The following is a 20,094-nucleotide window of genomic DNA, read 5'->3' as shown; positions in this document are numbered from 1 at the left end:
CCGAGTCAGAGATGTGGAGGCTGTGGTGTGGTTACCCGAACCGACGGGTAACCACACCACAGCCTCTCGATGCAAGGAGAATGAGTGACGCAGTCCAGCCGAGCAATTCGGCTTCACCGGCAGTCTCCACACTTTATCGGATGTCTCGCCATTGCTACCCTTTTCTTGTCCGGATGCTATGCGTCGACGAATTATGAAAAATATCCGGAGGGGCGCTTCGTATCCACCGACTCTCTCATTCGCGTATGGAAGTCAGGGTCTGCCACCCTGGACTTGCAGAAGAACGGAAATTTCACAGCCAATCGAATCAAGCTCGAATATTTCAGCTGCCCGGGCAGCGGGGTCAAGGAAAAAGACGGCGACGGGACGTGGAGTAGCGACAAGGGGCGTCAGAGAAGCGAAGTACTTCTTCGATTTAATGATGGATGCACTGCGACCCTCTGGGCCGGTGCAATGAACGGACGCACCGTCCTGTGGGGTGAATATGGCGACAGTGATCAGACCATGACGCTCAAGTAAATGACGGGTGCCACTTAGTGATGATGTACGCCAGCGGCCGGTTAGGAGGCTAACCGTTTACGTTCCTGCGATATCCGGTCTGTGCGAGCTGGCCACTGGCGACCGAATGGCGGCTGCCCCGGGCCCGTCCACGTCCGGCTGAAGCCAGGAGAAGGACACCATGTCGGGCGTTGTTCGGCGGTCGTTCGGCCGGTCTGGTCGGCATGGAGTTCACCTCTGCCTACGCCGCCTCCAAGTTCGCGGAAGAGGGATGGATGGAGTCCCTGCGCTACGACGTCGAGCCGTACAACATCCACACCACGATCGTGGAGCCCGGCTACTTCCGCACCGAACTTCTCGTGGACGGCTCCACCACCTGGCCCGAGCTGTCCATCGACGACTATGCCCCGCGCACCACCCCGAGGATCGAGGGCATGAAGAGCATGAGCGGCAAGCAGCCCGCATTGCTGTCCGGGGCGAGCCGTACGCCGTGCTCCAGGCGAGCCATTGGTGCGTGTCCCAGCCCCGCTCCCTGCCGATGCCCACGCCGTCTTTGTGCAGGGTGGTCAGCGCCAGCCGGTGGTGGAAGGCGACGTCGCGACAGCTGTGCCGACGCATCTCATCAGGCCCTGGTCGAGTCCGCCGTGGGTGCCGGGGCCACCGCCGCGCGTCCGGATGCGGAGGTCGGCTCGGGTCCGCCCTCGCTCAGGCCGTAGCGGTTGTGGAGTCTGCGCAGGAAGCCGGGCGCGTACCAGGCCGAGCGGCCGAGCACCCGCATCGCGGCGGGGACCAGGACTCCGCGTACGGCGATGGCGTCGATGAGGATGGCCAGTCCGCTGCCGAGGCCGAACATCTGCATGAAGCTGAGCTTGGCGGTGCCGAAGGCGAAGAAGCTCACCGCGAGCAGGCAGGCCGCCGCGCTGACGATGCTTCCGGTGTGGCCGAGTCCGTTGCCCACGGCGGTCTCGTTGTCCGCTCCCTGATCGTGGAGTTCCTTGATCCTGCTGGTGACGAAAACCTCGTAGTCCATCGAGAGGCCGAAGGCGATGCAGAACATCAGCACGGTCATCGTCATCTCCATCGGCTGTGCGGTGAAGCCGAGTGGTGAGGAGAGGTTGCCGTCCTGGAAGATCCAGGTCATCACGCCGAGGGTGGCTCCCAGGCTGATCAGGTTCAGGACCAGTGCGCGCAGCGGCTGCACGATGCTGCCGGTGAACAGGAAGAGCAGTAGGAAGGTGGTGACGACGATCAAGGCCACGGCCAGGGGGAGCCGGTCGCCGATGGATTCCTTTGAGTCGACGAGTTCGGCGTCCGTTCCGCCGACCAGGGGGTGGGCCCCTGGGGGAGGGGTGGCCGAGCGCACCTGCTCGACCAGGCTCTGGGCCGCGTCCGACTTCGGTGTCAGGCTGCTCATCACGCTGATTCGCTGTGCGTCGGATCGGCCGAGGGTCGGGTCGCCCGGCCCGGTCGCTGTGGCCTGGCCCGCGGTGTAGGTTCCCGTGCTGGTCTCGACACGCTCGACGCCCTCGATCGCGGCCAGTCGGGCCGCGTACGACGCCAGCGGGGCCTTGTCCACGGGCTGGTTGATGGCGATGTGGAGGGCCGAGTCCTCGCTGCCGCCGAACTTTTCGCGCAGTGCCTGCGAGACCTGGCGGCTTTCGGCGTCCTTGGGCAGCACCCGTTCGTCCGGCGTGCCGAAGGTGATGTGCAGCAGCGGGCTCGCCGCAAAGAACAGCACCGCGAGGACGGGCAGTGCTGTGAGAGCGGGCCGCCGCATGACGGTGCGTGCCACCCGTCCCCACAGGGGTGCGCGGGCGGCGGAGCTCCGCGGCTTCGCCCACGGCAGCCGCCCGCTGTTGACCCGGTGCCCCAGAACCTTCAGCAGGGCCGGCATCACGAACAGGGTGCTCAGGGCCGCGATCGCGACGACACCGACTCCGGCGAAGCCGAAGGAGCGCAGGAAGTACTGCGGGAACACCAGGAGTGCCGCCAGGGCGGCCGCGACGGTCGCGGCGGAGAAGGCGACGGTGCGGCCCGCTGTGTGCACGGTGCGCCGGACGGCGTCGTCCACGCTCAGCCCGGCCGCGAGCTGCTCCCGGAAGCGGCTGACCATCAGCAGGGCGTAGTCGATGCCCAGTCCCAGGCCCAGGGCGGTGGTGAGGTTGGTCGCGGTGTCGGCGACATCGGTGACGCTGCCGAGCAGGAAGAGCTGGGCGAACGATCCCATGATGGCGATCAGCGCGATGATCAGCGGCAGCAGGGCCGCGACCACACTGCCGAAGACGAACAGGAGCAGGACGAGAGTCAGCGGTATGGCGATCCCTTCGGCGAGGATCAGATCCTCGACCACCTGGTTCGACAGGTCCGCGCCCACGGCGGCGCCCCCTCCGGCCTGGACGGTGAGGGTGTTCCTGTAGGTGCCGCTGTAGGTGTCGAGGATCCCCTTTGCGTACTCCCGCTGCTGGGTGGCGTCGCCTCTCACGTGGGCGAGCACCATGGCCTCGCGGCCGTCCTCGGAGAGCAGGTCGGGGCTGTTCGTTTCCCAGTACGAGACGACGTTGCTGAGCCGCTTGTCCTTCTTGAGCTCGGCCACCAGGGCTTGGCCGGTCTCTCGGGAGGCGGGAGTGTCGATGCGGCCGGCGGGGGAGCCGACCAGCAGAACAAGGTTGGTCTCGCCGCCGAACTTCTCGTCGATGACCTTCGACGCCCGGGCGGAGGGAGAAGCCGGATCGTCGAAACCGCCCCCTTTCAGCTTGTCGAAGGCGCCCGCTCCGACGACCCCCATGAGGGCCACGGCCAGGGCGGCGACGACCAGGACCAGCCGGGATCGGCGAATCGCCAATCCGGCCACACGTTCGAACACGGAGATCTCCTTCTGAGCTTCTTCTGGGGAAGACGAGGGGCCGGCCGGGCATGGGCCGGCGCAGCGCGGCGCAGCGTTCCTTCGCCCCGTCAGAGGGGGCGCGGTGTCGCGCTCTTCATCGGCAGGGCACGACGTTAGCCAGGCGATCGGCTCTTGAGCAGAAGGAGATTTACCTGACACTGTCAGGTATTCAGGAAGTCGTAAGTTTCTGAGACTCCGTCGGATCGGCACCATAGGATCGCCGCATGTCCGCAGACGCGTCCGCGACGGTCCTGCCATCCCTGCGCCAGCGACGCCGGGCCGTCGCCACCCAGGAGATCGTGGCCGCCGCCGAGAAGCACCTCGCCGAACACGGGCTGCACGCCCTGTCCCTGAGAGCGGTCGCCCGTAGCCTCGGTATGACCGTGCAGGGGCTCTACCACTATTTCCCGAACCGGGACGCCCTCGTCACGGTTCTCGTCGCCAAGGCGTACGAGGACCTGGCCGACGCGGTGACAGCGGCTGTCGCCACGATGGCGGACGAACCGGCTGCTCTGCGGTTCCTGGCCGCCGCCCAGGGCTACCGCCGATGGGCCGTTACCCACGCCGAGCGATTCCAGCTGTTGTACGGGGCGCCGTTGCGGCACTACGAGGCACCGGCCGAGGGTCCGACCACTCAGGCGATGCGTCGGATGAGCGAGGTCTTCCAGCGCGAGATGTTCGGCGGGTTCACCACGTCACAACTGGCCGCGGCCGACACCCGGGTCCTCTCGTCAGCCCTCCAGGCGGATCTGGAACACTTGTTTCCGCACGGCCCGGACACCCTGCCGCCTCCTGCGGCCGCCCTCCTCGTCAGCGCATGGGGCCACATGCACGGCATGGTCGTCCTGGAAGTCTTCGGACACACCACCTTTGTCGGCGAACACCAGGCCGAGATCTTCCGCATGGCGATGCGGGACCTGTTCGAGGACGTTCATCGCCGGATCCCCGCACCGTCCCGCGCCGAGCCTCGGTGAGAAACCTGGACTCCGCCCCGACACCAAGGATGAGCCGCTCAGTTGCGGCAGACGCCCGCTGCGGCTGTCGGGAAGGATTCGTGCGCGTCCTCTTCGGCGGCGGTGACGCGCAGCTGTCGCTGGCACGACGTTGCCGCATTCGTGGCTCAAAAGGATTGGTCCGCGACTCCGGCCGAGCGGCCCGGGCAGCCCTGATCGCCGGGCGTGACGACGGCCGTGCTCTCCGCCGCCGGTTCCAGGGGGCCGTCGACGAGGACGCTGACTCCTGGACCGCTCAGCCGATACGTCATGGCTGTGTCCTACGGCATAGCCGTACAGGTCGCGGAGACGCCATCCGCTCCGGACTCCAGCAGGTGGCAGACGCGGCGCTGCGAACCTGGCCACCCCTCAGACAGCCGGCGCCCAATGGAACAGCGCATCGGCCACAATGAACTCTCGTCAGCGCATATCCGCTTCAGCAACGGCCGGCACGGCTAGGCGCCGTCCGGCGGAGCATGTGGCCGCGGTGGCGCCAGGTTAGTTCTCGCGGGCCGGAGCGCGCCCGGTTGCGAGGCGTTTCCGCCCCTCGGGTACGGGCAGGACCGCCAGTGCGGTGTCTGCGATGTTCCGCAGTGCCTCCGGGGCCAGGCCGGCCTTGCCCACCGCCTCGATACCGCGGACCACCGTCAGCAGCAGTGCCGCCAACCGCTCCGGATCCGCGGCGCGGTCGATGTCGCCGTGGCGCTGGGCGGCGCTGATTTCCGTGCGCAGCAGGGTCAGCAGCGCCTGCATGGTCTCGGCCGACCGTCCGGCGACCGTCGGGTCCTGGTGGGCTAGTTCCGCCGCGCCCTTGGCCAGCAGACACCCGCGTCGCTCGGTGTCGGAGGCGGAGTTCTCCGCCATGAGGTGTACGTATCCCGACAGCCGGGCCAGGGCCTCCGCGTCCGGACCACCCGCCAGTCGCTCCCGGGCCACCTCGACGACCGCGGTGCACCAGTCGTCGAACACCCGGTGGAACAGCTCGGCCTTGTCGCCGAACGCGCCGTACAGGCTGCCCTTGCCCAGGCCGGTCACTCGGGAGATGTCGTCCATCCGCGTTCCCGCGTAGCCGGTCGCCCAGAACTGTTCCCTGGCCTGCTCCAGTATGTGGCGTTCGTCGAACGCGCGTGGTCTCGCCATGGGCTCACACTAGCCATTCTTGACTCGATCGTCCATTACTGCCTACGTTGTGGACGATCCATTCCACAACCGAAGGGGTTCCCATGGCGGGCGTGCTGCAGGAGAAGGTGGCCGTGATCACCGGAGGCACCAGCGGGATCGGGCTGGCCATCGCCCACCGGTTCGTCCGGGAGGGCGCACGGGTCTTCGTGACCGGCCGGGACATCGACCGCCTCGAAGCGGCAGTCAAGGAGATGGGCCCTGCGGCCACCGGCGTACGATCCGACGTCTCGGTCCTGGCCGACCTGGACGCGCTCTACGCGCGAGTCCGCGAGGAGGCCGGCCGCGTCGATGTGCTGGTGGCCAACGCCGGAATCGTCGCGGACGCCGCGCTCGGCGCCCACACCGAGGCGAACGTCGACCTGACGCTCGCCGTCAACGTCAAGGGCCCCCTGTTCACCGTTCAGAAGGCGCTTCCGCTGCTCGCGGAGAACGCCTCCATCCTGGTCGTCGGCTCGAGCAACAGCGTGCGGCCCAACGAGCAGCTCGAGGTCTACAGCGCCTCGAAGGCGGCGTTGAGCAACCTCGTGCACAACTGGGCCCGGCAGTCACGGGAGCGCCGCTTCCGGGTCAACGTGCTCAGCCCGGGACCCACGCGGACCCCTGCCCTGCTGCGCGCCGCGGGGCCGGACGCCGACCGGTTCGCCGAGGCCGTCGTGCCCCTGGGGCGGCTGGCCGACGCCGAGGAAATCGCCGAGGCCGCCCTCTTCCTGGCTTCGGACGCCTCGTCGTTCGTCACCGGCGCCGAACTCTTCGCCGACGGCGGCTACACCCGGGCCTGAACGACGGCCGGTGGTGCGCTTCCGGTTCCCTCGAAGCGACGGGTGCACTCCCGGCCGCGTGTGTGCGTCCTACGCGGCCCAGTGCGCCCGAAGCAACAAGATCGTGGCCGCGGCCTCTTTGGATGACGTCGGCCGCCACTCCGACTGCCGCGCCGGCAACGCCAACGTCCGCTGAGTGCTTAGCCATCTCGTTGATCGTCGCATCTCATCAGCATCCCGTTGCAGTACCAATCCGGATCCGCCCCACAGAAAGATCACCTTGTGTCCGACAGAGACCTGCGCGCTTTCTACCTGCGCTATATCGAGGCGCTCAACGCCCACCAGTTCGACGGCATGGACGAGTTCATCGACGACCGGACCACCCTGAACGGCGAGCCGGCTACGCGGGACGACCTCATCGCCGTTCAGAAGCATGACGTGGACGCGGTTCCGGACCTCCACTGGGAGCTCGAGGAGTTGCTCTTCGACGGTGACCGTCTGGCCGCGCGACTCGTCAACACGGGTACCCCGGTGAAGGAATGGCTCGGCGTGACTCCTACCGGCGCCTCGTTCGAGATCACCGAGTACGCCATCTACCAGGTCCGCAACGGACGATTCGTGCACATGACCGCTCTGCACGACGCCGGCGGACTTCTCCGGCAACTGACCGGCTGAGTTCCGGATCAGCGCCGGCAGCTCACAGAACAATCCCACATCGCCAACGGCCCAGCCGGGCCACCTGACTCGCAGGAGTACGCATGACCATCACTCTGATCACTGGGGCCAACAAGGGCATCGGGTTCGAGACAGCCAGACAACTCCTCGCGTTGGGTCACATTGTCTACATCGGCGCTCGTGACCCCGAGCGAGGCGAGAAGGCCGCGGCGGCGCTCGGCGCGCGATTCGTCCAGCTCGACGTGACCGACGACGCATCAGTGAGCAGCGCTCTGGGGGCTATCGACTCGACCGAGGGCCGACTCGACGTCCTGGTGAACAACGCGGGCATCCTGGGAGAGGGAGTCACCGACGGTCCCACGGCACTCCGGGCCTTCGACACCAACGCGGTGGGAGTCGTGCGTGTCACGGAAGCGGCGCTTCCTCTGCTTCGCAAGTCCTCGAACCCCACTGTGGTCACCGTTTCCAGCAGCGCCGGATCCTTCTGGGCAGTGACCAATCCGGAGCGACCTGAGTTCAACTTGCCGTTGGCGCTCTACTCCGCGTCCAAGTCCGCAGCCACCATGCTGACAGTCCAGTACGCCAAGTCCCAGCCGGGCATCAAGTTCAACGCAGTCGAGCCGGGCACCACCGCGACTGACATGACCGCGGCATTCGGAGTCGGAAGGGCGCCGGAGGAGAGTGCCAGGGTCGTCGTGCGTCTTGCCACCCTCGATGCTGATGGCCCGACAGGAACGTTCCAGGACGAGAACGGCGAAGTGCCCTGGTAGTCGTGTGGGAGCAGGCGGGGCAGCACGCCTGAGCTGCCCCGCCTGCTCCCACAGAGCGCCCCCTGTAACAAGATGTCTCAAACAGCTCGCGGCGCTGTCCATGCCGATCCCGCCATGTAGGGCCCAGCCGACCTTCGGCAGGTTCCGAACAGGCTCACGTTCCGCGTAGGCATACGTGCAGGACGTGTCCACTCGCAGGGGGTCTCCCGCATCTGGCTTTGTTCACGAGAACGGACAGCCGCGTCACCAACCTGTCCGGACAGCACACCCTATGGCCCAGGCCACACAAAACCGCATGGCGTGATCCGCAGCTGCGCGGGTAAACGTGCGCTGCATCAGGTGAATGGAGAGCGGATGGCAGTCGTGATGGAAGCAGACCTCACGCCGGCAGGCGGCACGGCGCCGTACAGGCCGGTCATGCAGACCAGTGCTGCCCTGGTCGCAGACGGCGAGGACATCGCCCGGGCCCGCCGCCTCGCCGCCGATTTCCTCACCCGGGTCCAGGCCGAGCACGGTATCCCGGTCTCCCAGCGCGCCATGGACCTCACGCAGCTGGTGGTCAGCGAGTTGGTCACCAACGCCCGCAAGTACGCCCCCGGGCCGGTGCTGCTGGACCTTCGGATCACCGGTAGCGTGGTGGAGGTCGTGGTGTGGGACTCCGACCCGGTGCTGCCCGTGGCCCGGGCCGCGGACGCTGGCCGAGTCGGACAGCACGGCCTGGAGATCGTGATGGCCGTCTCCCAGGGCTTCGAGGCGCAGCGCGAACCGGTCGGCAAACGCATCACCGCCCGTATCGCCTTGGCCGACGACCCCGCCGGCGCCCCTCACGGGCGCCAGCCCCTGTAGTCCGGCCCGACGGCCCTGTCTCAGGTGGGGCGTGCGCAGCCCGGCAAGAGCCGCTTGCAGCTTCCCTGAGCAGAGGGCCGGGCAGTGCCGTGCCCTGGGCGTGCCGGAGAACCTGTTCCGCAATGGCGGACACTTTGATGTTGGTGTGGGAGACCTCCCGCAGCACCGTGAATCCGCCGTCCGGGCTGATCCGGCCCAGCATGGTCAGCACGCCGAACGCCCAGTCGCGATGTGCCGGACATGCATCGTTGAACAGTGCTTGTAGAACAGCAGGGGCCAAGGGTCAGTCCTTCGGCTTCCCGAGCTCGGCCGTGAAGGACGCAGCGGTGGCTGCGATATCCCGGTTGTGTCGCCCGCCTACCTGCCGGTGCTCTCCGCGCCGACAGCGGTTCCCGCTGAGTACGGCGTCGCGTGCTCGCTCGTCTGGTCCCAGGGGATACGCTGGCGAGCCCCGGCCGCAGCGATCCGAGGCTCGCGTCGCTGCTGACGTGTGACGCCACCGCAAACGCTTCCCGCTGGGCAACGCGACGCGGCATCCTCATTCCTTTCCGCCTGCGTGCCGGGTCAGGTGCCTCGTTGGGTGGAGGGCCGTGTTCACCTCACCGGAATCCTCCGACGGGCGATCACACGCGGGGCACCGTCAGAGGTCGGGACGAGAACAAGGTCAGTGGGTGCGTTCGTAGTGGCGGCGTGCCTTTTCGCGGTTGCCACAGACGGCCATCGAGCACCAGCGGGCGCGGTTGGCGCGGCTGCGGTCGAGGAGGAACAGCCGGCACTCGGCGTTGGCGCAGGGGCGTAGCCGGCCGGGGAGCTGCTTCTCGGTGGCGGCCCAGGCGAGAACCGCCTCGACGGCCAATCGGGCGTGCGGGGGAGTCTTGACGATCCACTGAAGACCGTTCGAAGTGATCTCCGGGATCTGGTGGACCCCTTCGAGCAGAGGGCTCAATGCGGCGGGCGAGCCTTCTCCGCGCACTATGTCCTGCAGGAGGTCCCGCGTCTCGCGCAGCAGTGCCAGTTCCGCGGGGCTGCCTTCGCCGCCGTGTTCCCGCGCCCAGCGTCTACCTCCGGCCGGGGCACCGAGCGCGTCCTGTTCCTCGCCGTTGACCAGCGGCCTGCTGTTGAGCAGGTCCAGCAGCGTGTCCATGGAGTATCACCCTCCTCCTAACCGGATAGAAGTGTTTGACAGGTTAGCTCAGCGAGTGCTTGCATGGCGCGGAACTAACCGCATCAGACTTTCTAAGGGGTTAGACATGGGCTCGGTGCGCTACCGGACCGCCACCATCGATGGTCATGAGATCTTCTACCGCGAAGCAGGCCCCGCCGACGCTCCCGCGATCGTCCTGCTGCACGGCTACCCGACCAGCTCGTTCATGTTCCGCGAGCTCATCCCGCTGCTGGCCGACGACTACCATGTCATCGCGCCGGACCACCTCGGCTTCGGCCACTCCGACGCCCCCCTGGTAGGCGAGTTCACCTACACCTTCGACGCCCTCGCCGAACTCACCTCCGGACTGCTCGACCACTTGGGCCTAAACCGCTACGCCCTCTACGTCCAGGACTACGGCGCCCCCGTCGGTTGGCGCCTCGCGCTCCAGCGCCCCGAACGGATCTCCGCCCTCGTCACCCAGAACGGCAACGGCTACGAGGACGGATTCGTCGAGTCGTTCTGGGCTGACGTGTGGGCCTACGGGGCCAACCCCGGTCCCGGCACCGAGGCCGCCGTCCGCGCCGCGCTGAGCATCGATGCCATCCGCTGGCAGTACGTGCACGGCGTGCCCGACCCGGCCCTGGTCAGCCCGGACACCTGGGAGCACGACTTCGCCCTCGTCTCCCGCGAGGGCAACGACGAGGTCCAGTTGGCGCTGTTCCGCGACTATCAGAACAACCGCCCGCTCTACCCGCTGCTGCACGAATTCCTGCGCACCAGCGAGGTCCCGGTGCTCGCCGTGTGGGGGCGCAATGACGAAATCTTCGGCCCGGCAGGGGCGAGGGCCTTCGCCCGCGACGCCAAGGATGCGGAGGTGCACCTCGTCAACGGCGGGCACTTTCTGCTGGAGAGCCACCTGGACGTCGTCGCGGGCTACATGCGCGGTTTCCTCGGGCGAGTGCTGGAGTAGGCGGGGCGGGAGGTGGAAGTGGAGCTCTTCACAGGGCACGCGCCGGCAGGGCAGTCTCAGGGCCCGGACGAGGCTGGGCCGCTAACGCAGGACTGACCGATCGGGGTGCCGGCGTACAGCGGCACGGTCGGCAAGTGTGACCTCGTACGTATGGTGTCTCCGCGCCTCGATGCGATGCGATGCGATGCGATGCGATGCGATGCGGGTGGAACGGGTGTGAGTGGCGGGCGGCGCGGTCCGCGGTGCGGCTGTACCCGTGGCTTGACGGCGGCGTGTCCGGACGGCGGTCGCGGTACTGAACGGACATGCAGTGGCTATCGCCGCCTGTTGGCCGATGCCGCTGTCGGCGGCCGCCCGGTACTGATGGAGCTGCCGGTGCGCGGTTGTGGCGTGGCAGCGCGGACTGCGGCGGCTGAATGTTCGTCGGCTGAGGAACGGACGGCGCGCTACCAGCGCCCCAGCCCGCTTGCTGTAGGACCCGCCCGCCGGCTTCCCCGGCCGTCCAGCGCGCAGGGAGGTGAAGAGCTCGCCATGACCCTGCCCGTACGGCGGGCCCCGGACGGTCTCGCGCACCGCAATATCGACCGGCGCGCACCCGTGCTCGGCGATCCGCTCGGCCCTTCTCAGGGGCAAGGCGGGCCGGGTGCGGGCCTGTAGCGGTTGGGGCGCTCGCAGTCCGCAGGACGACGATGTGCCGCCGAGTCAACGTCAGGGCCGGTGCGTCAGCCGGCACCACGGTCGATCAGCGCGTCGGTCAGGCATTCGAACAGCCATTGTGCCGAGCGCTCGAGCGGCCACCCGCAGTCGTCGGTGAGCGTGAAGTAGGAGCCGTTGCTGAGGAAGTACCAGAGCACGTCGGTCGCCGCTGCCACGGTCAGGCCGGGCCGCAGGGCGCCCAGCTCGTGCAGTCGTGACGCGGTGGCGGCCAGCCCGGCTCGCAGGCTCGCGTGCGCAACCCCGAGACTCTCCCGAACGGCGGCGTCCTTGGGCGCGGCGGCCGTCACCTGGCGCATGAGCGGCCCCCACTTACCGAACTCGTCGCACGTGCCGTCGACGATCATCCGCAACAGTGCGACGGGGTCGGTCTGTGCCGCGATGTGGTCGTGGATGCCGCCGGCTTCCGCGGCGTGCACGCCCTCCTCGATGAGCGTGCGCAGCAGGCCGCTCTTGCCGCCGCCGGCCGCGTAAACGGTGGGCACGGCCACGCGGGCGGCACGCGCTATGTCCTCGACGCGCGTGTCGAAGTAGCCGCGTTCGACGAACAGCTGTCGGGCCGCGGCGAGGATCGCCTTCCGGGTGGCCGCCGCGTATTCGGCCCGTCGGCCAGAACCGTGTGTTGACATCCTCCGATGATAGCTGTACTCATTCGATATAGTTACCTATCAAAAGGAGCGGTGATGATTTTTCCCGTACTGAAGGACCTGGCGCGCCTGCTCGACGCGATCACGCCTGAGCAGGGGCACCTGCCGACGCCGTGCGACGAGTTCGACGTGCGCACGTTGCGGCTGCACCTGCTTGGCTGGTTGGACTACTTCCAGGCCGCGCTCGCCGACCCCGCCGGCGACGTGCGCCCCGATCCGGAGGCCCGGGTCACCGGGGACCGGTCCGGCGATCGGTCCGACGACTCCGCGGCCGTCATCGAGAAGCTCACCGCGACGCTGCGGGCCGCCCTGGACGACGCGGTGGCCACGCGGACCGTCAATCTGCCGAGGCTCGGCGGCGCCTACCCGGGCAGCGCGGTGATCGACCTGCTGCTGGTGGAGGTCCTCGGGCACGGCTGGGACCTGGCCCGGGCCACGGGCCTGTCGTGGCGGCCGGACCCGGCGGCCTCCGCGCACGCGCTCGCCGTCCTTCAGGCGATCGTCAAGCCCGAATACCGCGGTCCCGGTCTGCCGTTCGGCCTCGAGGTGGTGGTGTCCGACGAGGCACCCGCCCTGGACAGGCTCGTCGCCTTCACCGGCCGCGACCCCGGCTGGACGCCCCGCGGAGACCTGCCGGGCGGGAGCCTGTGAGGCCGGGCGGTCTCCCGGATTGTTAGGAACATGAGCGACTTCGCGGCGCCCGCCGCCCCGCTGCGGCCGCAGATCCTCGCGCTCTGCTACCGCATGCTCGGCTCAGCCGGCGACGCGGAGGGCGCGACGCAGGAGACCTGCCCCGGGGGCGCCGTGACTCCGGATGTATCGCAGGGCGGTCGCCGCCGCGGAACGAGTGCCGGTCAGCCCGGTCAAACCGGCCGGCACCCCTAGCGCCGATCCGGCGCGAGGCGGTGGGTCAGGCGGAGGACCGAGGTAGGCGCGTCGCTGCCAGCGCGGCGATCGTTCCGTCGGCCAGGCGCTGGATCGCGGGGCGGTCCAGGTCCTGCCGCCGCACGAGCACACGAAAGTAGAGCGTGCCGATCATGTGGTCGAGCGCGAGATCCAGGTCGCAATGGGTCGGGAGTTCGGCACGCTCGATCGCCCGGCGGAGCAGGCGCTAGGCGTGGGCGCGGCGCGGCGCCTCGACCGTTTCACGAAGGGTCGCCGCCAGAGCGTCGTCTCTTCCCACTTCGGAAAGGATCGCGGGAATGATGCGGGCGGCCAGTGGGCGCCGCATGCCGTCGTAGGTAGCGGTGAGGAACGCCACCAGGTCCCCGCGCAGAGACCCGGTGTCCGGCATCTCGACTGCGCCCGTTGCGACTTCCGCGATCATCGCGGTCACCATGTCGGCCTTGCTCGGCCACCTCCGGTACACGGCGGCCTTACTGACCGCCGCGCGTTTCACGATCGAGTCCACCGACCGTACCGAGTTTTGAGGAGAAGTCATGATCTTCCACATCAACCGTTTGACGCCCAAGCCCGACCTGAGCGAGGAGCAGATCCAGGCATGCCTCGACCTGCTACGTCAGGTCGGCGAGACCAGTGCCGCCGTGAAGTCGTACGTGGTCGGCCCGCACCCCACCGGGGGCTTCGCATACGGAGCCGTGTTCGTGATCGAGGACCTCGACGGCTACCACGAGTACCTGAACCATCCCGCGCACGTCCGCCTCGAACTGGAAGGCATCGGATGTCTCGCGCGGTTCGAGGCTTTCGACATCACGGACTCGGCCGACCCCGAGATCAAAGCGAAGATCGAGCAGGTGCAGGCTCGCCATTTCGCCGAACACCCCGAGATCGCCGCACTCGTGGCGCAGGCCACCTCTTTCACCAGGCCCGGCGGCGAAGACACAGCGACTCCGTCGTCCTGAGCGGCGAGATCCTTCCGGGTGCTCCACGGCTGCGTCGCTGACGAGGCGCCAGGCGTAGAACGCACATTTCAGACCGCCCCCCAGCGCGCCACATCCCGCGGAGACAGGAGCTCGCGATGAACACGAATGACCCGATCGACCGGCTCAAGAACGCGATCAACTCTCACGACCCTCACCAGGTCGCTGACTGCTTCACCACCGACTATCGGTCCGAGACCCCGCATCGGCCGCAAGAAGGCTTCACCGGGAATGACCGGGTGCTCATGAACTGGACCGCCATCTTCGGTCGGCTGCCCGACATCCGGGCCGAGGTTCTGCGCCGCGCTACGGCCGATGCCGAACTCTGGTCGGAATGGGAGATGGTTGGCACAGCCCCGGACGGCACGCAGACCGTCATGCGGGGGCCGGTCATCATGACGACCCGCGACGGACGCATCGACTGGACACGTTTCTATCTCAGCCCTGTCGCCGTCGACGCCTAACCGGGGGGCCGGCGGCCGATGACCGCACGCTCCACGCCGCGTCCGACTGGACGAGATCGACCGGGTGCTCACCGCGGGCCGCCGCCGCACCCGGGGAGATCCGCCAGGCCGTGGCGCCGCCCGAGGACGCTGCGGAATGGGTCGAGGCGCTCGCGGGGCTGCGGCGGTAGGCGGTGAGCGCTCCGCGGCTCGCCCCGTTCCGCGAGCGGCTCGCCGCAGCGTTCGAGCGGACCGCACGAGCCCTGCGGTCCGAGGTCACCTGTGCCCGGGCCCGGCGCTGGCCGTGCAACTGATCCTCGCCGGGTGCGTCTGGTCTAGTTGGGAATGACGAGCGCGGTTTCGGGGGCGGCAGTGGACATACGCTGGTACCTGCTGGTGCAGTGCGTCGAGTGCCTGCCGCGTGTCGCGGGGACCGCAGCGCCCGCTCTTGACGGCGGCCCAGCAGTTTCCACTTCTCCAATGACCAGGAGCAGGAGGTGGACCTGCGGCTCACGACGAAGCGGTGACGCCGGGACCGCTTTCGCGAACCGCCCGCCGTGTCACAGAATTCCATGCTCACCGTGTCCAGGACGAGGCGCTGGCCCGGCTGGACGGTGAGCGTGGGCGGCCGGTCCCGCAGCCCGGTGGCCGTGGCTTACCCAGTTCGCCGATGATCTGCTGAACGGGACCGGTCATGGCGTCTCGGGCTCTGATCTTCAGCGGGCTCGTCCGGCGTTCCTCGATCGAGGGAAGGTGGCGGCCCGGACGGCGGCGCCGAGTGCGAGGAGGGCGGTGTCCTCGTCGAGGCCGTGGTCGAAGTCGTCGAGCACGCCGGTCAGGGCGTAGACGAGCGAGCGGGGGAGCGGCCGGCGTGGCCGGTGGTGAAAATGAGCAGTCTGTCGTCCCCGTACAGGCTGGAGCGGTCGTTGCCGGTACGGGTTTCGGTGAGACCGTCGATGTACAGCAGAAGCGGGGTCCCGTACCGGCTTCGCAACCTTGACGCGCTCAGGGGGCGTCCTGTTCGTACCGGCGGCGGTGTACGGCGGTGACGACACCCAGGGCCGCGCCGACGGCGATGATGGGGAGCCCGCGGGTCCACACCTCGCCCTCGACCCGGGTGGCGAGCAGCACGCAGGACGCCGCGCCGAGAACCGGGACGGCGGTCCAGGCCCGGAAGTGAGGCCGGTCCGTGTGGTCGCCGCGCTGGACGAGAACGGCGGTGTTGACGAGGAAGAACACCACGAGGAGCAGCAGTACGAGGGTGGATGCGAGGGTCGCCACGTCTCCGGTGAGTGCCAGGAGGAAGGACAGAGCGGTCGTGACCGCGATGGAGGCCCAGGGGGTACGGCGCCCGGGGAGCACCCGCGTCAGGACGCGGGGAAGGAGGCCGTCCCGCGCCATGCCGTAGGCCAGCCGGGAACTCATGATGCCGGTGAGTAGCGCCCCGTTGGCGACGGCGACGAGAGCGATGGCGCTGAACAGCTTCGGCGGTACCCCGCCCGCCTCCTTCACCACTTCGAGCAGCGGTCCGCTGGAGTGGGCCAGTGTGCTCGTGGGCACGGAGGCCGAGGCGACGATCCCGACGAGGACGTAGACGGCCCCCGCCGTCACCAGGGCTCCGAAGAGGGCGCGCGGATACGAGCGGCGCGGGTCCCGGGTCTCCTCGGCCACGTTGACGGAGGTCTCGAAGCCGACGAAGGAGTAGTACGCGAGAACGGTCCCGCCCAGAACGCCGGCGGCGGGCCCGGTGTCGGCCGTGCCGAGGTGGACGAGCCTGCCCGGGTCCCCGTCGCCCCGCAGGAGCAGCCAGAGGCCGAGACCGGCCACGAGGAGCAGGCCGGCGACCTCGACGACCGTGGCGGCCACGTTGGCGCGGGTGGATTCGCTGATGCCGCGCGCGTTGAGGAGAGCGAGGGCGCACAGGAAGACGGCCGCCACGAGCACGACGGGCAGGTCGACGAAGCTGCTCAGGTAGTCGCCGGCGAAACCCCGCGCCAGTGCGGCGACGGACACGATGCCAGCGGCGAGCATGCAGAAACCGGCGAGGAAGCCGGTGAAAGGCCCGTAGGCGAGGGTCGCGTAGTGGGACGCGCCACCGGCTCGCGGGTACTTCGTGGCGAGTTCGGCGTACGAGGCGGCCGTGAGGAGCGACAGCAGCAGGGCGAGGAGCAGGGGCACCCACACGGCGCCGCCCGACTTCGCTGCGACCTGGCCCACGAGCACGTAGACGCCGGCGCCCAGCACGTCGCCGAGGATGAAGAAGTAGAGCAAGGGAGTCGTCAGGGCCCTTTTGAGCGCGGAGGTCTCGCCCTGGGGAGAGCCCTCGGGCAGGGGTGTGGAGGAGGTGGTCACCGTTGTCCTGTACCCCTGCGCCCCCCCCCGGCGCGGACAACACGACGAGCGGTACCCGCGAGCGGACCATCAGGGCTGTCGTGCCGTCCTGCTATCGGTGGTCGAAGGGACGGCTCAGGAAGCGGCCGATCACGCTGCGGTACTTCACCGGCCAGGCGCATCAGGGATAAGGGAAACGGTAGAGAACGACGTCAGAAGGTTGGCTGGCTTGGGGCGTGGCCCTTACCCACGCCCGTGCCGTGCACGTCCTGCTGATTCGTGCGGGTCTGCCCCTGGCCCGGCATTGCGGGCTTGCCCGGCGAGCCGGCACACGCACAGCCTCCGAGTCGGCAGACGACACCGAGCAGAGCGGGTCCGCAACGGCGTGGGCAGGTCCGCCGTTCCTGCGTGCCGTTGGCTGTGCGTTGCTGAGGGCGTGCCGGAGGGTGTCACGGCAGTCGACGATGGCGTCGGCGCCGACGATCTCGATGATGCGCCGCACAGACTCGGTGAGCGCCGCCAGCCGTAGCCATCCGTCGGCTTCGACGGCGGTCCGGCGGGCGGTGAGAAAGATGTTGATGCCGGTGGAGTCCATGAACGTGACACCGCGCATGTCGACCACCCGGCGGGGCCCGGTGCGCGCCGCGGACGTCCAGTGCCTGTACCAGCCGCTCGCCGTTGTGGTGGTCGATCTCTCCGGTGAGCGTCAGGACACGGATGCCGTCGCTGGTCCGGTAGAAACGACGGACAGCCGACCTGGCGGCTGCGATCCTTCGGTGTTCGTCAATTCTCCCTCGACCATGGCGGCCATACTGGCACAAGGGATCTTCGACGCGGGTGCTGCCCAGCATCGTCTGGACGCGCTTTCTGGGTGACGGGTCAAGGACGGGCTCACCAGGCGTCAACGCCACCGGGACGGGTACGCACGGGCATGTGAGCGAGGAGCGACGGCGGCAATGAGTGAACCTGGGGCACGGGGCGGAAACGGCGCGGCCCCGGCCGGGCGCCCGTTGCAGACCGCGGTGGCTCTACGCGGAGACGGTGAGGATATCGCCCGGGCCCGCCATCGGGCCGCCGATTTCCTGGCACGGGGGCGGGCGGAGCACGGCCTGGAGGTCTCGCAGCGCGCCCTCGACCTTACACAGCTCGTGGTAAGCGAGCTGGTTACGAACGCCCGCAAGTACGCGCCCGGCCCGATGCTCATGGACCTGCGTATCGACGGCGACGTGGTCGAGGTGACGGTGTGGGACTCCGACCCGGTGCTGCCGATGGCCAGGGCCGCTGACGTCGGCCAGGTGGGCCAGCACGGCCTCGAGATCGTGATGGCCGTCGCCGAGGGTTTCGAAGCACAGCGGGCGCCGGTCGGTAAACGCATCACAGCCCGCATCGCGCTCACGGACAGTCCCGCGGGACACTCCCGGCACCCAGGCGCCAGCCCCGACGGCTCGGCCCCACTCCCGTCTCCGTGAAATGCGAGAGTGCGCCGGAGCTGCCGGCCCGCGGCCGCCGCCACCTGCGTTGGCCACGCATCCGCGCCACCGCCTGGCTCGCCGCCCGGGCATCAACGCCGAACGCGCCCTGACCGACACGCCTGGGCCCACACCAGGAACACCTGGCGACAGCTGCCACGGCCTGAGCATCAGCCCTCGCCGAACACGGCCAACGGCAAAACCGAACGCTTCCACCGCGGCTCATGAGTGGCCCTCCAGCGGCCCTGCACCCCACACACGAACGGCAGGCGGCCTTCCCCGACCGGCAGCACCGGTACGACCTCCCGCGACCCCCGCGCCCCGATCGGAGTCAGCCATCAACCAGTCGCCCTACAGGCCATCTGGGACCACCGGAAACGGCTTACCCGTCGGCGGTCGCTACGGTCGCTGCACTGCTCGCCGGGGCCGGGCGGCGTGCGGGACACTTCCCGCTCACGCGTCATCGGCGCATGCGCCGCGAGCAGTCGCTTCCGGAGATCTGCCGTGCGCCGCTGCTGTGCTGCCCCGGCTCCTCCGGACGGGTGGGATCCAAGGCCCGCGAGCTCATGCTCTGCAAAGCCGCCTCGCCCGGCAGGGAGCATGGCCAGATCCGCCTGGGTCAGGTGCTCTCCGTACTCCGGGGGGTACTCACCACGACCCGAGGCCCCGAGGAGGCAGACGTGACCTTCAACCCGTTGGAACAACGCGGTATCCCGTTGGACCGACAGCTGCGCAGCTGGCGCGAGCTGAACGTGGATCCGATCGACCCGGACCACTGCGACCCCTACACCCGATGCCGGATCATCACGATGAACGGTATCGAGGTCGAAGCAATCCTCTTCAGCCACCAGCTGGCCCGCAACACGGTCGACCCGGAGGTGAAGCGGCAGCTGGCGCGGACCCGGTACATCGAGGCGCAGCAGCAGAAGGTGGTGAACTGGCTGCTGCCGGGGGTCTCGTCGGTGCTGGAGACGACGATCGCCTACGAGCAGGTCGCGGTCGACCTGACGGCGTGGATCGCGCGGATGGAACCGGACCCGTACCTGAAGCAGGCGTACCAGTTCGGGGTGCTGGAGGACTTCGACCACCTGTACCGGTACGCGAACCTCTACGAGATGATCGAGCACCGCAAGGCGGAGTCGATCGTCGACGGGCTGACGGAGGTGATGCCCGGCAGGCCCACCCGGTTCCACCACCGCGACCCGGTCGACAACGTCCGCGACCCGTACGACAAGGACGCCACCGCCCCGCTTTCCAAGCTGCACGCGCTGACGATCATGTCGGCGGAGCAGCAGACGATGAACTTCTACATGAACACCGGTCCCACCTACATGGAGCCGATCGCCCGACAGCTCTACCAGGAGATCGGCCTGATCGAGGAGGAGCACGTCACGCACTACGAGTCCCTCGTCGACCCGGGTGAAACGTGGTGGGAGCAGCTCGTCAACCACGAGTACAACGAGTGCTACCTGTACCACTCCTTCATGGAGCAGGAGAGCGACCCCAAGGTCAAGGCCATCTGGGAACTGCACCTGAACATGGAGCTGGAGCACCTGCACACCGCCTGCGACCTCATGCGCAAGCACGACGGCCGCGACCCCGCCTCGGTCCTGGCCCCGGAACTGCCGAACGTGCTCACCTTCGAGCCGAACAAGGGCTACCTGCGCGAGCTGCTCGACACCCAGATGGACCTGACCACACTCGGCGCCGGATACGTGCGAGAGGCACACGAGCGGTTCGCGAAGATGCAGGAGAAGATCCACGGCGGCGAGGCACCCCCGAGCGACCTCGTCATGACCGAGCACGACGCGATGTTCGGCCGCGAGTATCGGGTCCAGAGCGAGGGCGAGCACCCCGACCCCACGCAGCGCGACAAGTAGGGAGGGTG

General features: G+C 68.5%; 18 protein-coding genes and 4 pseudogenes. 14 read left to right on the top strand and 8 right to left on the bottom strand.

Going from position 1 to position 20,094, the window contains the following annotated elements:
* The first annotated feature begins 84 nt into the window (after nucleotides 1–84).
* Both AB0N16_RS00670 and AB0N16_RS00665 read left to right on the top strand, forming a co-directional pair.
* A complete protein-coding gene (locus tag AB0N16_RS00670) occupies nucleotides 85–519 on the top strand; it encodes a hypothetical protein (RefSeq protein WP_365791575.1) in 435 nt (144 codons plus the stop codon).
* A 185-nt stretch (nucleotides 520–704) separates the two neighbouring features.
* Nucleotides 705–959: pseudogene (locus tag AB0N16_RS00665) on the top strand (SDR family NAD(P)-dependent oxidoreductase); the annotation flags it as partial.
* Between the two features lie 161 nt (nucleotides 960–1,120).
* Here the strand turns inward: AB0N16_RS00665 and AB0N16_RS00660 are convergent.
* Entirely contained in the window at nucleotides 1,121–3,361 is a 2,241-nt protein-coding gene (locus AB0N16_RS00660; protein WP_365791573.1) for an MMPL family transporter, read from the bottom strand.
* A gap of 245 nt (nucleotides 3,362–3,606) precedes the next feature.
* Between AB0N16_RS00660 and AB0N16_RS00655 the strand changes: the two genes are divergently transcribed.
* Nucleotides 3,607–4,356, top strand: a complete 750-nt coding sequence (locus tag AB0N16_RS00655) for a TetR/AcrR family transcriptional regulator (protein WP_365791571.1) — start codon at nucleotides 3,607–3,609, stop codon at nucleotides 4,354–4,356.
* A 516-nt stretch (nucleotides 4,357–4,872) separates the two neighbouring features.
* Here AB0N16_RS00655 and AB0N16_RS00650 read toward each other — a convergent pair.
* On the bottom strand, nucleotides 4,873–5,514 hold the full coding sequence (locus tag AB0N16_RS00650) for a TetR/AcrR family transcriptional regulator (RefSeq protein WP_365791569.1): 642 nt from the start codon (nucleotides 5,512–5,514) through the stop codon (nucleotides 4,873–4,875).
* An 83-nt stretch (nucleotides 5,515–5,597) separates the two neighbouring features.
* On the opposite strand from AB0N16_RS00650, the gene AB0N16_RS00645 reads away from it, so the two are divergent.
* From AB0N16_RS00645 to AB0N16_RS00630, 4 genes are all read left to right on the top strand, one after another.
* Nucleotides 5,598–6,335: an SDR family oxidoreductase gene (locus AB0N16_RS00645; RefSeq protein ID WP_365791567.1), complete on the top strand. Its 738-nt coding sequence runs from the start codon at nucleotides 5,598–5,600 to the stop codon at nucleotides 6,333–6,335.
* Between the two features lie 261 nt (nucleotides 6,336–6,596).
* On the top strand, nucleotides 6,597–6,989 hold the full coding sequence (locus AB0N16_RS00640; protein WP_365791565.1) for an ester cyclase: 393 nt from the start codon (nucleotides 6,597–6,599) through the stop codon (nucleotides 6,987–6,989).
* 83 nt (nucleotides 6,990–7,072) lie between these two features.
* Nucleotides 7,073–7,759 carry an SDR family NAD(P)-dependent oxidoreductase gene (locus tag AB0N16_RS00635; RefSeq protein WP_364848420.1) on the top strand — a complete coding sequence of 229 codons (687 nt, stop codon included), beginning with the start codon at nucleotides 7,073–7,075 and terminating at the stop codon, nucleotides 7,757–7,759.
* Between the two features lie 417 nt (nucleotides 7,760–8,176).
* Nucleotides 8,177–8,605, top strand: a complete 429-nt coding sequence (locus tag AB0N16_RS00630) for an ATP-binding protein (protein ID WP_365791563.1) — start codon at nucleotides 8,177–8,179, stop codon at nucleotides 8,603–8,605.
* 664 nt (nucleotides 8,606–9,269) lie between these two features.
* Here the strand turns inward: AB0N16_RS00630 and AB0N16_RS00625 are convergent.
* Complete coding sequence (locus AB0N16_RS00625) at nucleotides 9,270–9,749, bottom strand: CGNR zinc finger domain-containing protein (RefSeq protein WP_365791561.1); 480 nt, start codon at nucleotides 9,747–9,749, stop codon at nucleotides 9,270–9,272.
* Between the two features lie 106 nt (nucleotides 9,750–9,855).
* Here AB0N16_RS00625 and AB0N16_RS00620 point away from each other — a divergent pair, with 106 nt between their 5' ends.
* Nucleotides 9,856–10,722 carry an alpha/beta hydrolase gene (locus AB0N16_RS00620; protein WP_365791559.1) on the top strand — a complete coding sequence of 289 codons (867 nt, stop codon included), beginning with the start codon at nucleotides 9,856–9,858 and terminating at the stop codon, nucleotides 10,720–10,722.
* A gap of 722 nt (nucleotides 10,723–11,444) precedes the next feature.
* Here AB0N16_RS00620 and AB0N16_RS00615 read toward each other — a convergent pair.
* Nucleotides 11,445–12,065: a TetR/AcrR family transcriptional regulator gene (locus tag AB0N16_RS00615; RefSeq protein WP_365791557.1), complete on the bottom strand. Its 621-nt coding sequence runs from the start codon at nucleotides 12,063–12,065 to the stop codon at nucleotides 11,445–11,447.
* 54 nt (nucleotides 12,066–12,119) lie between these two features.
* Between AB0N16_RS00615 and AB0N16_RS00610 the strand changes: the two genes are divergently transcribed.
* Together AB0N16_RS00610 and AB0N16_RS00605 are read left to right on the top strand one after the other, a co-directional pair.
* Nucleotides 12,120–12,734: a TIGR03086 family metal-binding protein gene (locus tag AB0N16_RS00610; RefSeq protein ID WP_365791555.1), complete on the top strand. Its 615-nt coding sequence runs from the start codon at nucleotides 12,120–12,122 to the stop codon at nucleotides 12,732–12,734.
* A 30-nt stretch (nucleotides 12,735–12,764) separates the two neighbouring features.
* Nucleotides 12,765–12,968, top strand: a complete 204-nt coding sequence (locus AB0N16_RS00605) for a hypothetical protein (RefSeq protein WP_365791553.1) — start codon at nucleotides 12,765–12,767, stop codon at nucleotides 12,966–12,968.
* Nucleotides 12,969–12,993: 25 nt separating this feature from the next.
* Here the strand turns inward: AB0N16_RS00605 and AB0N16_RS00600 are convergent.
* A pseudogene (locus tag AB0N16_RS00600) lies at nucleotides 12,994–13,494 on the bottom strand (TetR/AcrR family transcriptional regulator C-terminal ligand-binding domain-containing protein).
* A 28-nt stretch (nucleotides 13,495–13,522) separates the two neighbouring features.
* On the opposite strand from AB0N16_RS00600, the gene AB0N16_RS00595 reads away from it, so the two are divergent.
* A complete protein-coding gene (locus tag AB0N16_RS00595) occupies nucleotides 13,523–13,945 on the top strand; it encodes a Dabb family protein (protein WP_365791551.1) in 423 nt (140 codons plus the stop codon).
* Nucleotides 13,946–14,061: 116 nt separating this feature from the next.
* Nucleotides 14,062–14,427 (top strand): nuclear transport factor 2 family protein, encoded by a 366-nt coding sequence (locus AB0N16_RS00590; RefSeq protein ID WP_365791549.1) that lies wholly within the window; start codon nucleotides 14,062–14,064, stop codon nucleotides 14,425–14,427.
* A gap of 255 nt (nucleotides 14,428–14,682) precedes the next feature.
* Here AB0N16_RS00590 and AB0N16_RS00585 read toward each other — a convergent pair.
* The 3 genes and pseudogenes from AB0N16_RS00585 to AB0N16_RS00575 all read right to left on the bottom strand — a co-directional run.
* Nucleotides 14,683–14,868 (bottom strand): annotated as a pseudogene (locus AB0N16_RS00585) (hypothetical protein); the annotation flags it as partial.
* A 543-nt stretch (nucleotides 14,869–15,411) separates the two neighbouring features.
* Nucleotides 15,412–16,758, bottom strand: a complete 1,347-nt coding sequence (locus tag AB0N16_RS00580; RefSeq protein ID WP_365791547.1) for an APC family permease — start codon at nucleotides 16,756–16,758, stop codon at nucleotides 15,412–15,414.
* Nucleotides 16,759–16,918: 160 nt separating this feature from the next.
* A pseudogene (locus tag AB0N16_RS00575) lies at nucleotides 16,919–17,365 on the bottom strand (STAS domain-containing protein); the annotation flags it as partial.
* A gap of 328 nt (nucleotides 17,366–17,693) precedes the next feature.
* Between AB0N16_RS00575 and AB0N16_RS00570 the strand changes: the two are divergent.
* Nucleotides 17,694–18,206: an ATP-binding protein gene (locus AB0N16_RS00570; protein ID WP_365791545.1), complete on the top strand. Its 513-nt coding sequence runs from the start codon at nucleotides 17,694–17,696 to the stop codon at nucleotides 18,204–18,206.
* A gap of 680 nt (nucleotides 18,207–18,886) precedes the next feature.
* Nucleotides 18,887–20,086, top strand: coding sequence for a hypothetical protein (locus tag AB0N16_RS00565; protein WP_365792735.1), 1,200 nt, complete (start codon nucleotides 18,887–18,889; stop codon nucleotides 20,084–20,086).
* The last annotated feature ends 8 nt before the right edge of the window (nucleotides 20,087–20,094 follow it).

Source organism: Streptomyces sp. NPDC051105 (genome assembly GCF_040682795.1).
Classification (GTDB): domain Bacteria; phylum Actinomycetota; class Actinomycetes; order Streptomycetales; family Streptomycetaceae; genus Streptomyces.
The sequence above is the reverse complement of the archived record's forward strand: the minus strand, read 5'-3'. Positions and strand labels throughout refer to the sequence as shown.

Coding starts and splice junctions, on each gene's coding strand:
- AB0N16_RS00655 (WP_365791571.1), top strand. CDS start 3,607: ATGTCCGCAGACGCGTCCGCGACGGTCCTGCCATCCCTGCGCCAGCGA.
- AB0N16_RS00650 (WP_365791569.1), bottom strand. CDS start 5,514: ATGGCGAGACCACGCGCGTTCGACGAACGCCACATACTGGAGCAGGCC.
- AB0N16_RS00645 (WP_365791567.1), top strand. CDS start 5,598: ATGGCGGGCGTGCTGCAGGAGAAGGTGGCCGTGATCACCGGAGGCACC.
- AB0N16_RS00635 (WP_364848420.1), top strand. CDS start 7,073: ATGACCATCACTCTGATCACTGGGGCCAACAAGGGCATCGGGTTCGAG.
- AB0N16_RS00630 (WP_365791563.1), top strand. CDS start 8,177: ATGCAGACCAGTGCTGCCCTGGTCGCAGACGGCGAGGACATCGCCCGG.
- AB0N16_RS00625 (WP_365791561.1), bottom strand. CDS start 9,749: ATGGACACGCTGCTGGACCTGCTCAACAGCAGGCCGCTGGTCAACGGC.
- AB0N16_RS00620 (WP_365791559.1), top strand. CDS start 9,856: ATGGGCTCGGTGCGCTACCGGACCGCCACCATCGATGGTCATGAGATC.
- AB0N16_RS00615 (WP_365791557.1), bottom strand. CDS start 12,065: ATGTCAACACACGGTTCTGGCCGACGGGCCGAATACGCGGCGGCCACC.
- AB0N16_RS00610 (WP_365791555.1), top strand. CDS start 12,120: ATGATTTTTCCCGTACTGAAGGACCTGGCGCGCCTGCTCGACGCGATC.
- AB0N16_RS00605 (WP_365791553.1), top strand. CDS start 12,765: ATGAGCGACTTCGCGGCGCCCGCCGCCCCGCTGCGGCCGCAGATCCTC.
- AB0N16_RS00595 (WP_365791551.1), top strand. CDS start 13,523: ATGATCTTCCACATCAACCGTTTGACGCCCAAGCCCGACCTGAGCGAG.
- AB0N16_RS00590 (WP_365791549.1), top strand. CDS start 14,062: ATGAACACGAATGACCCGATCGACCGGCTCAAGAACGCGATCAACTCT.
- AB0N16_RS00570 (WP_365791545.1), top strand. CDS start 17,694: ATGAGTGAACCTGGGGCACGGGGCGGAAACGGCGCGGCCCCGGCCGGG.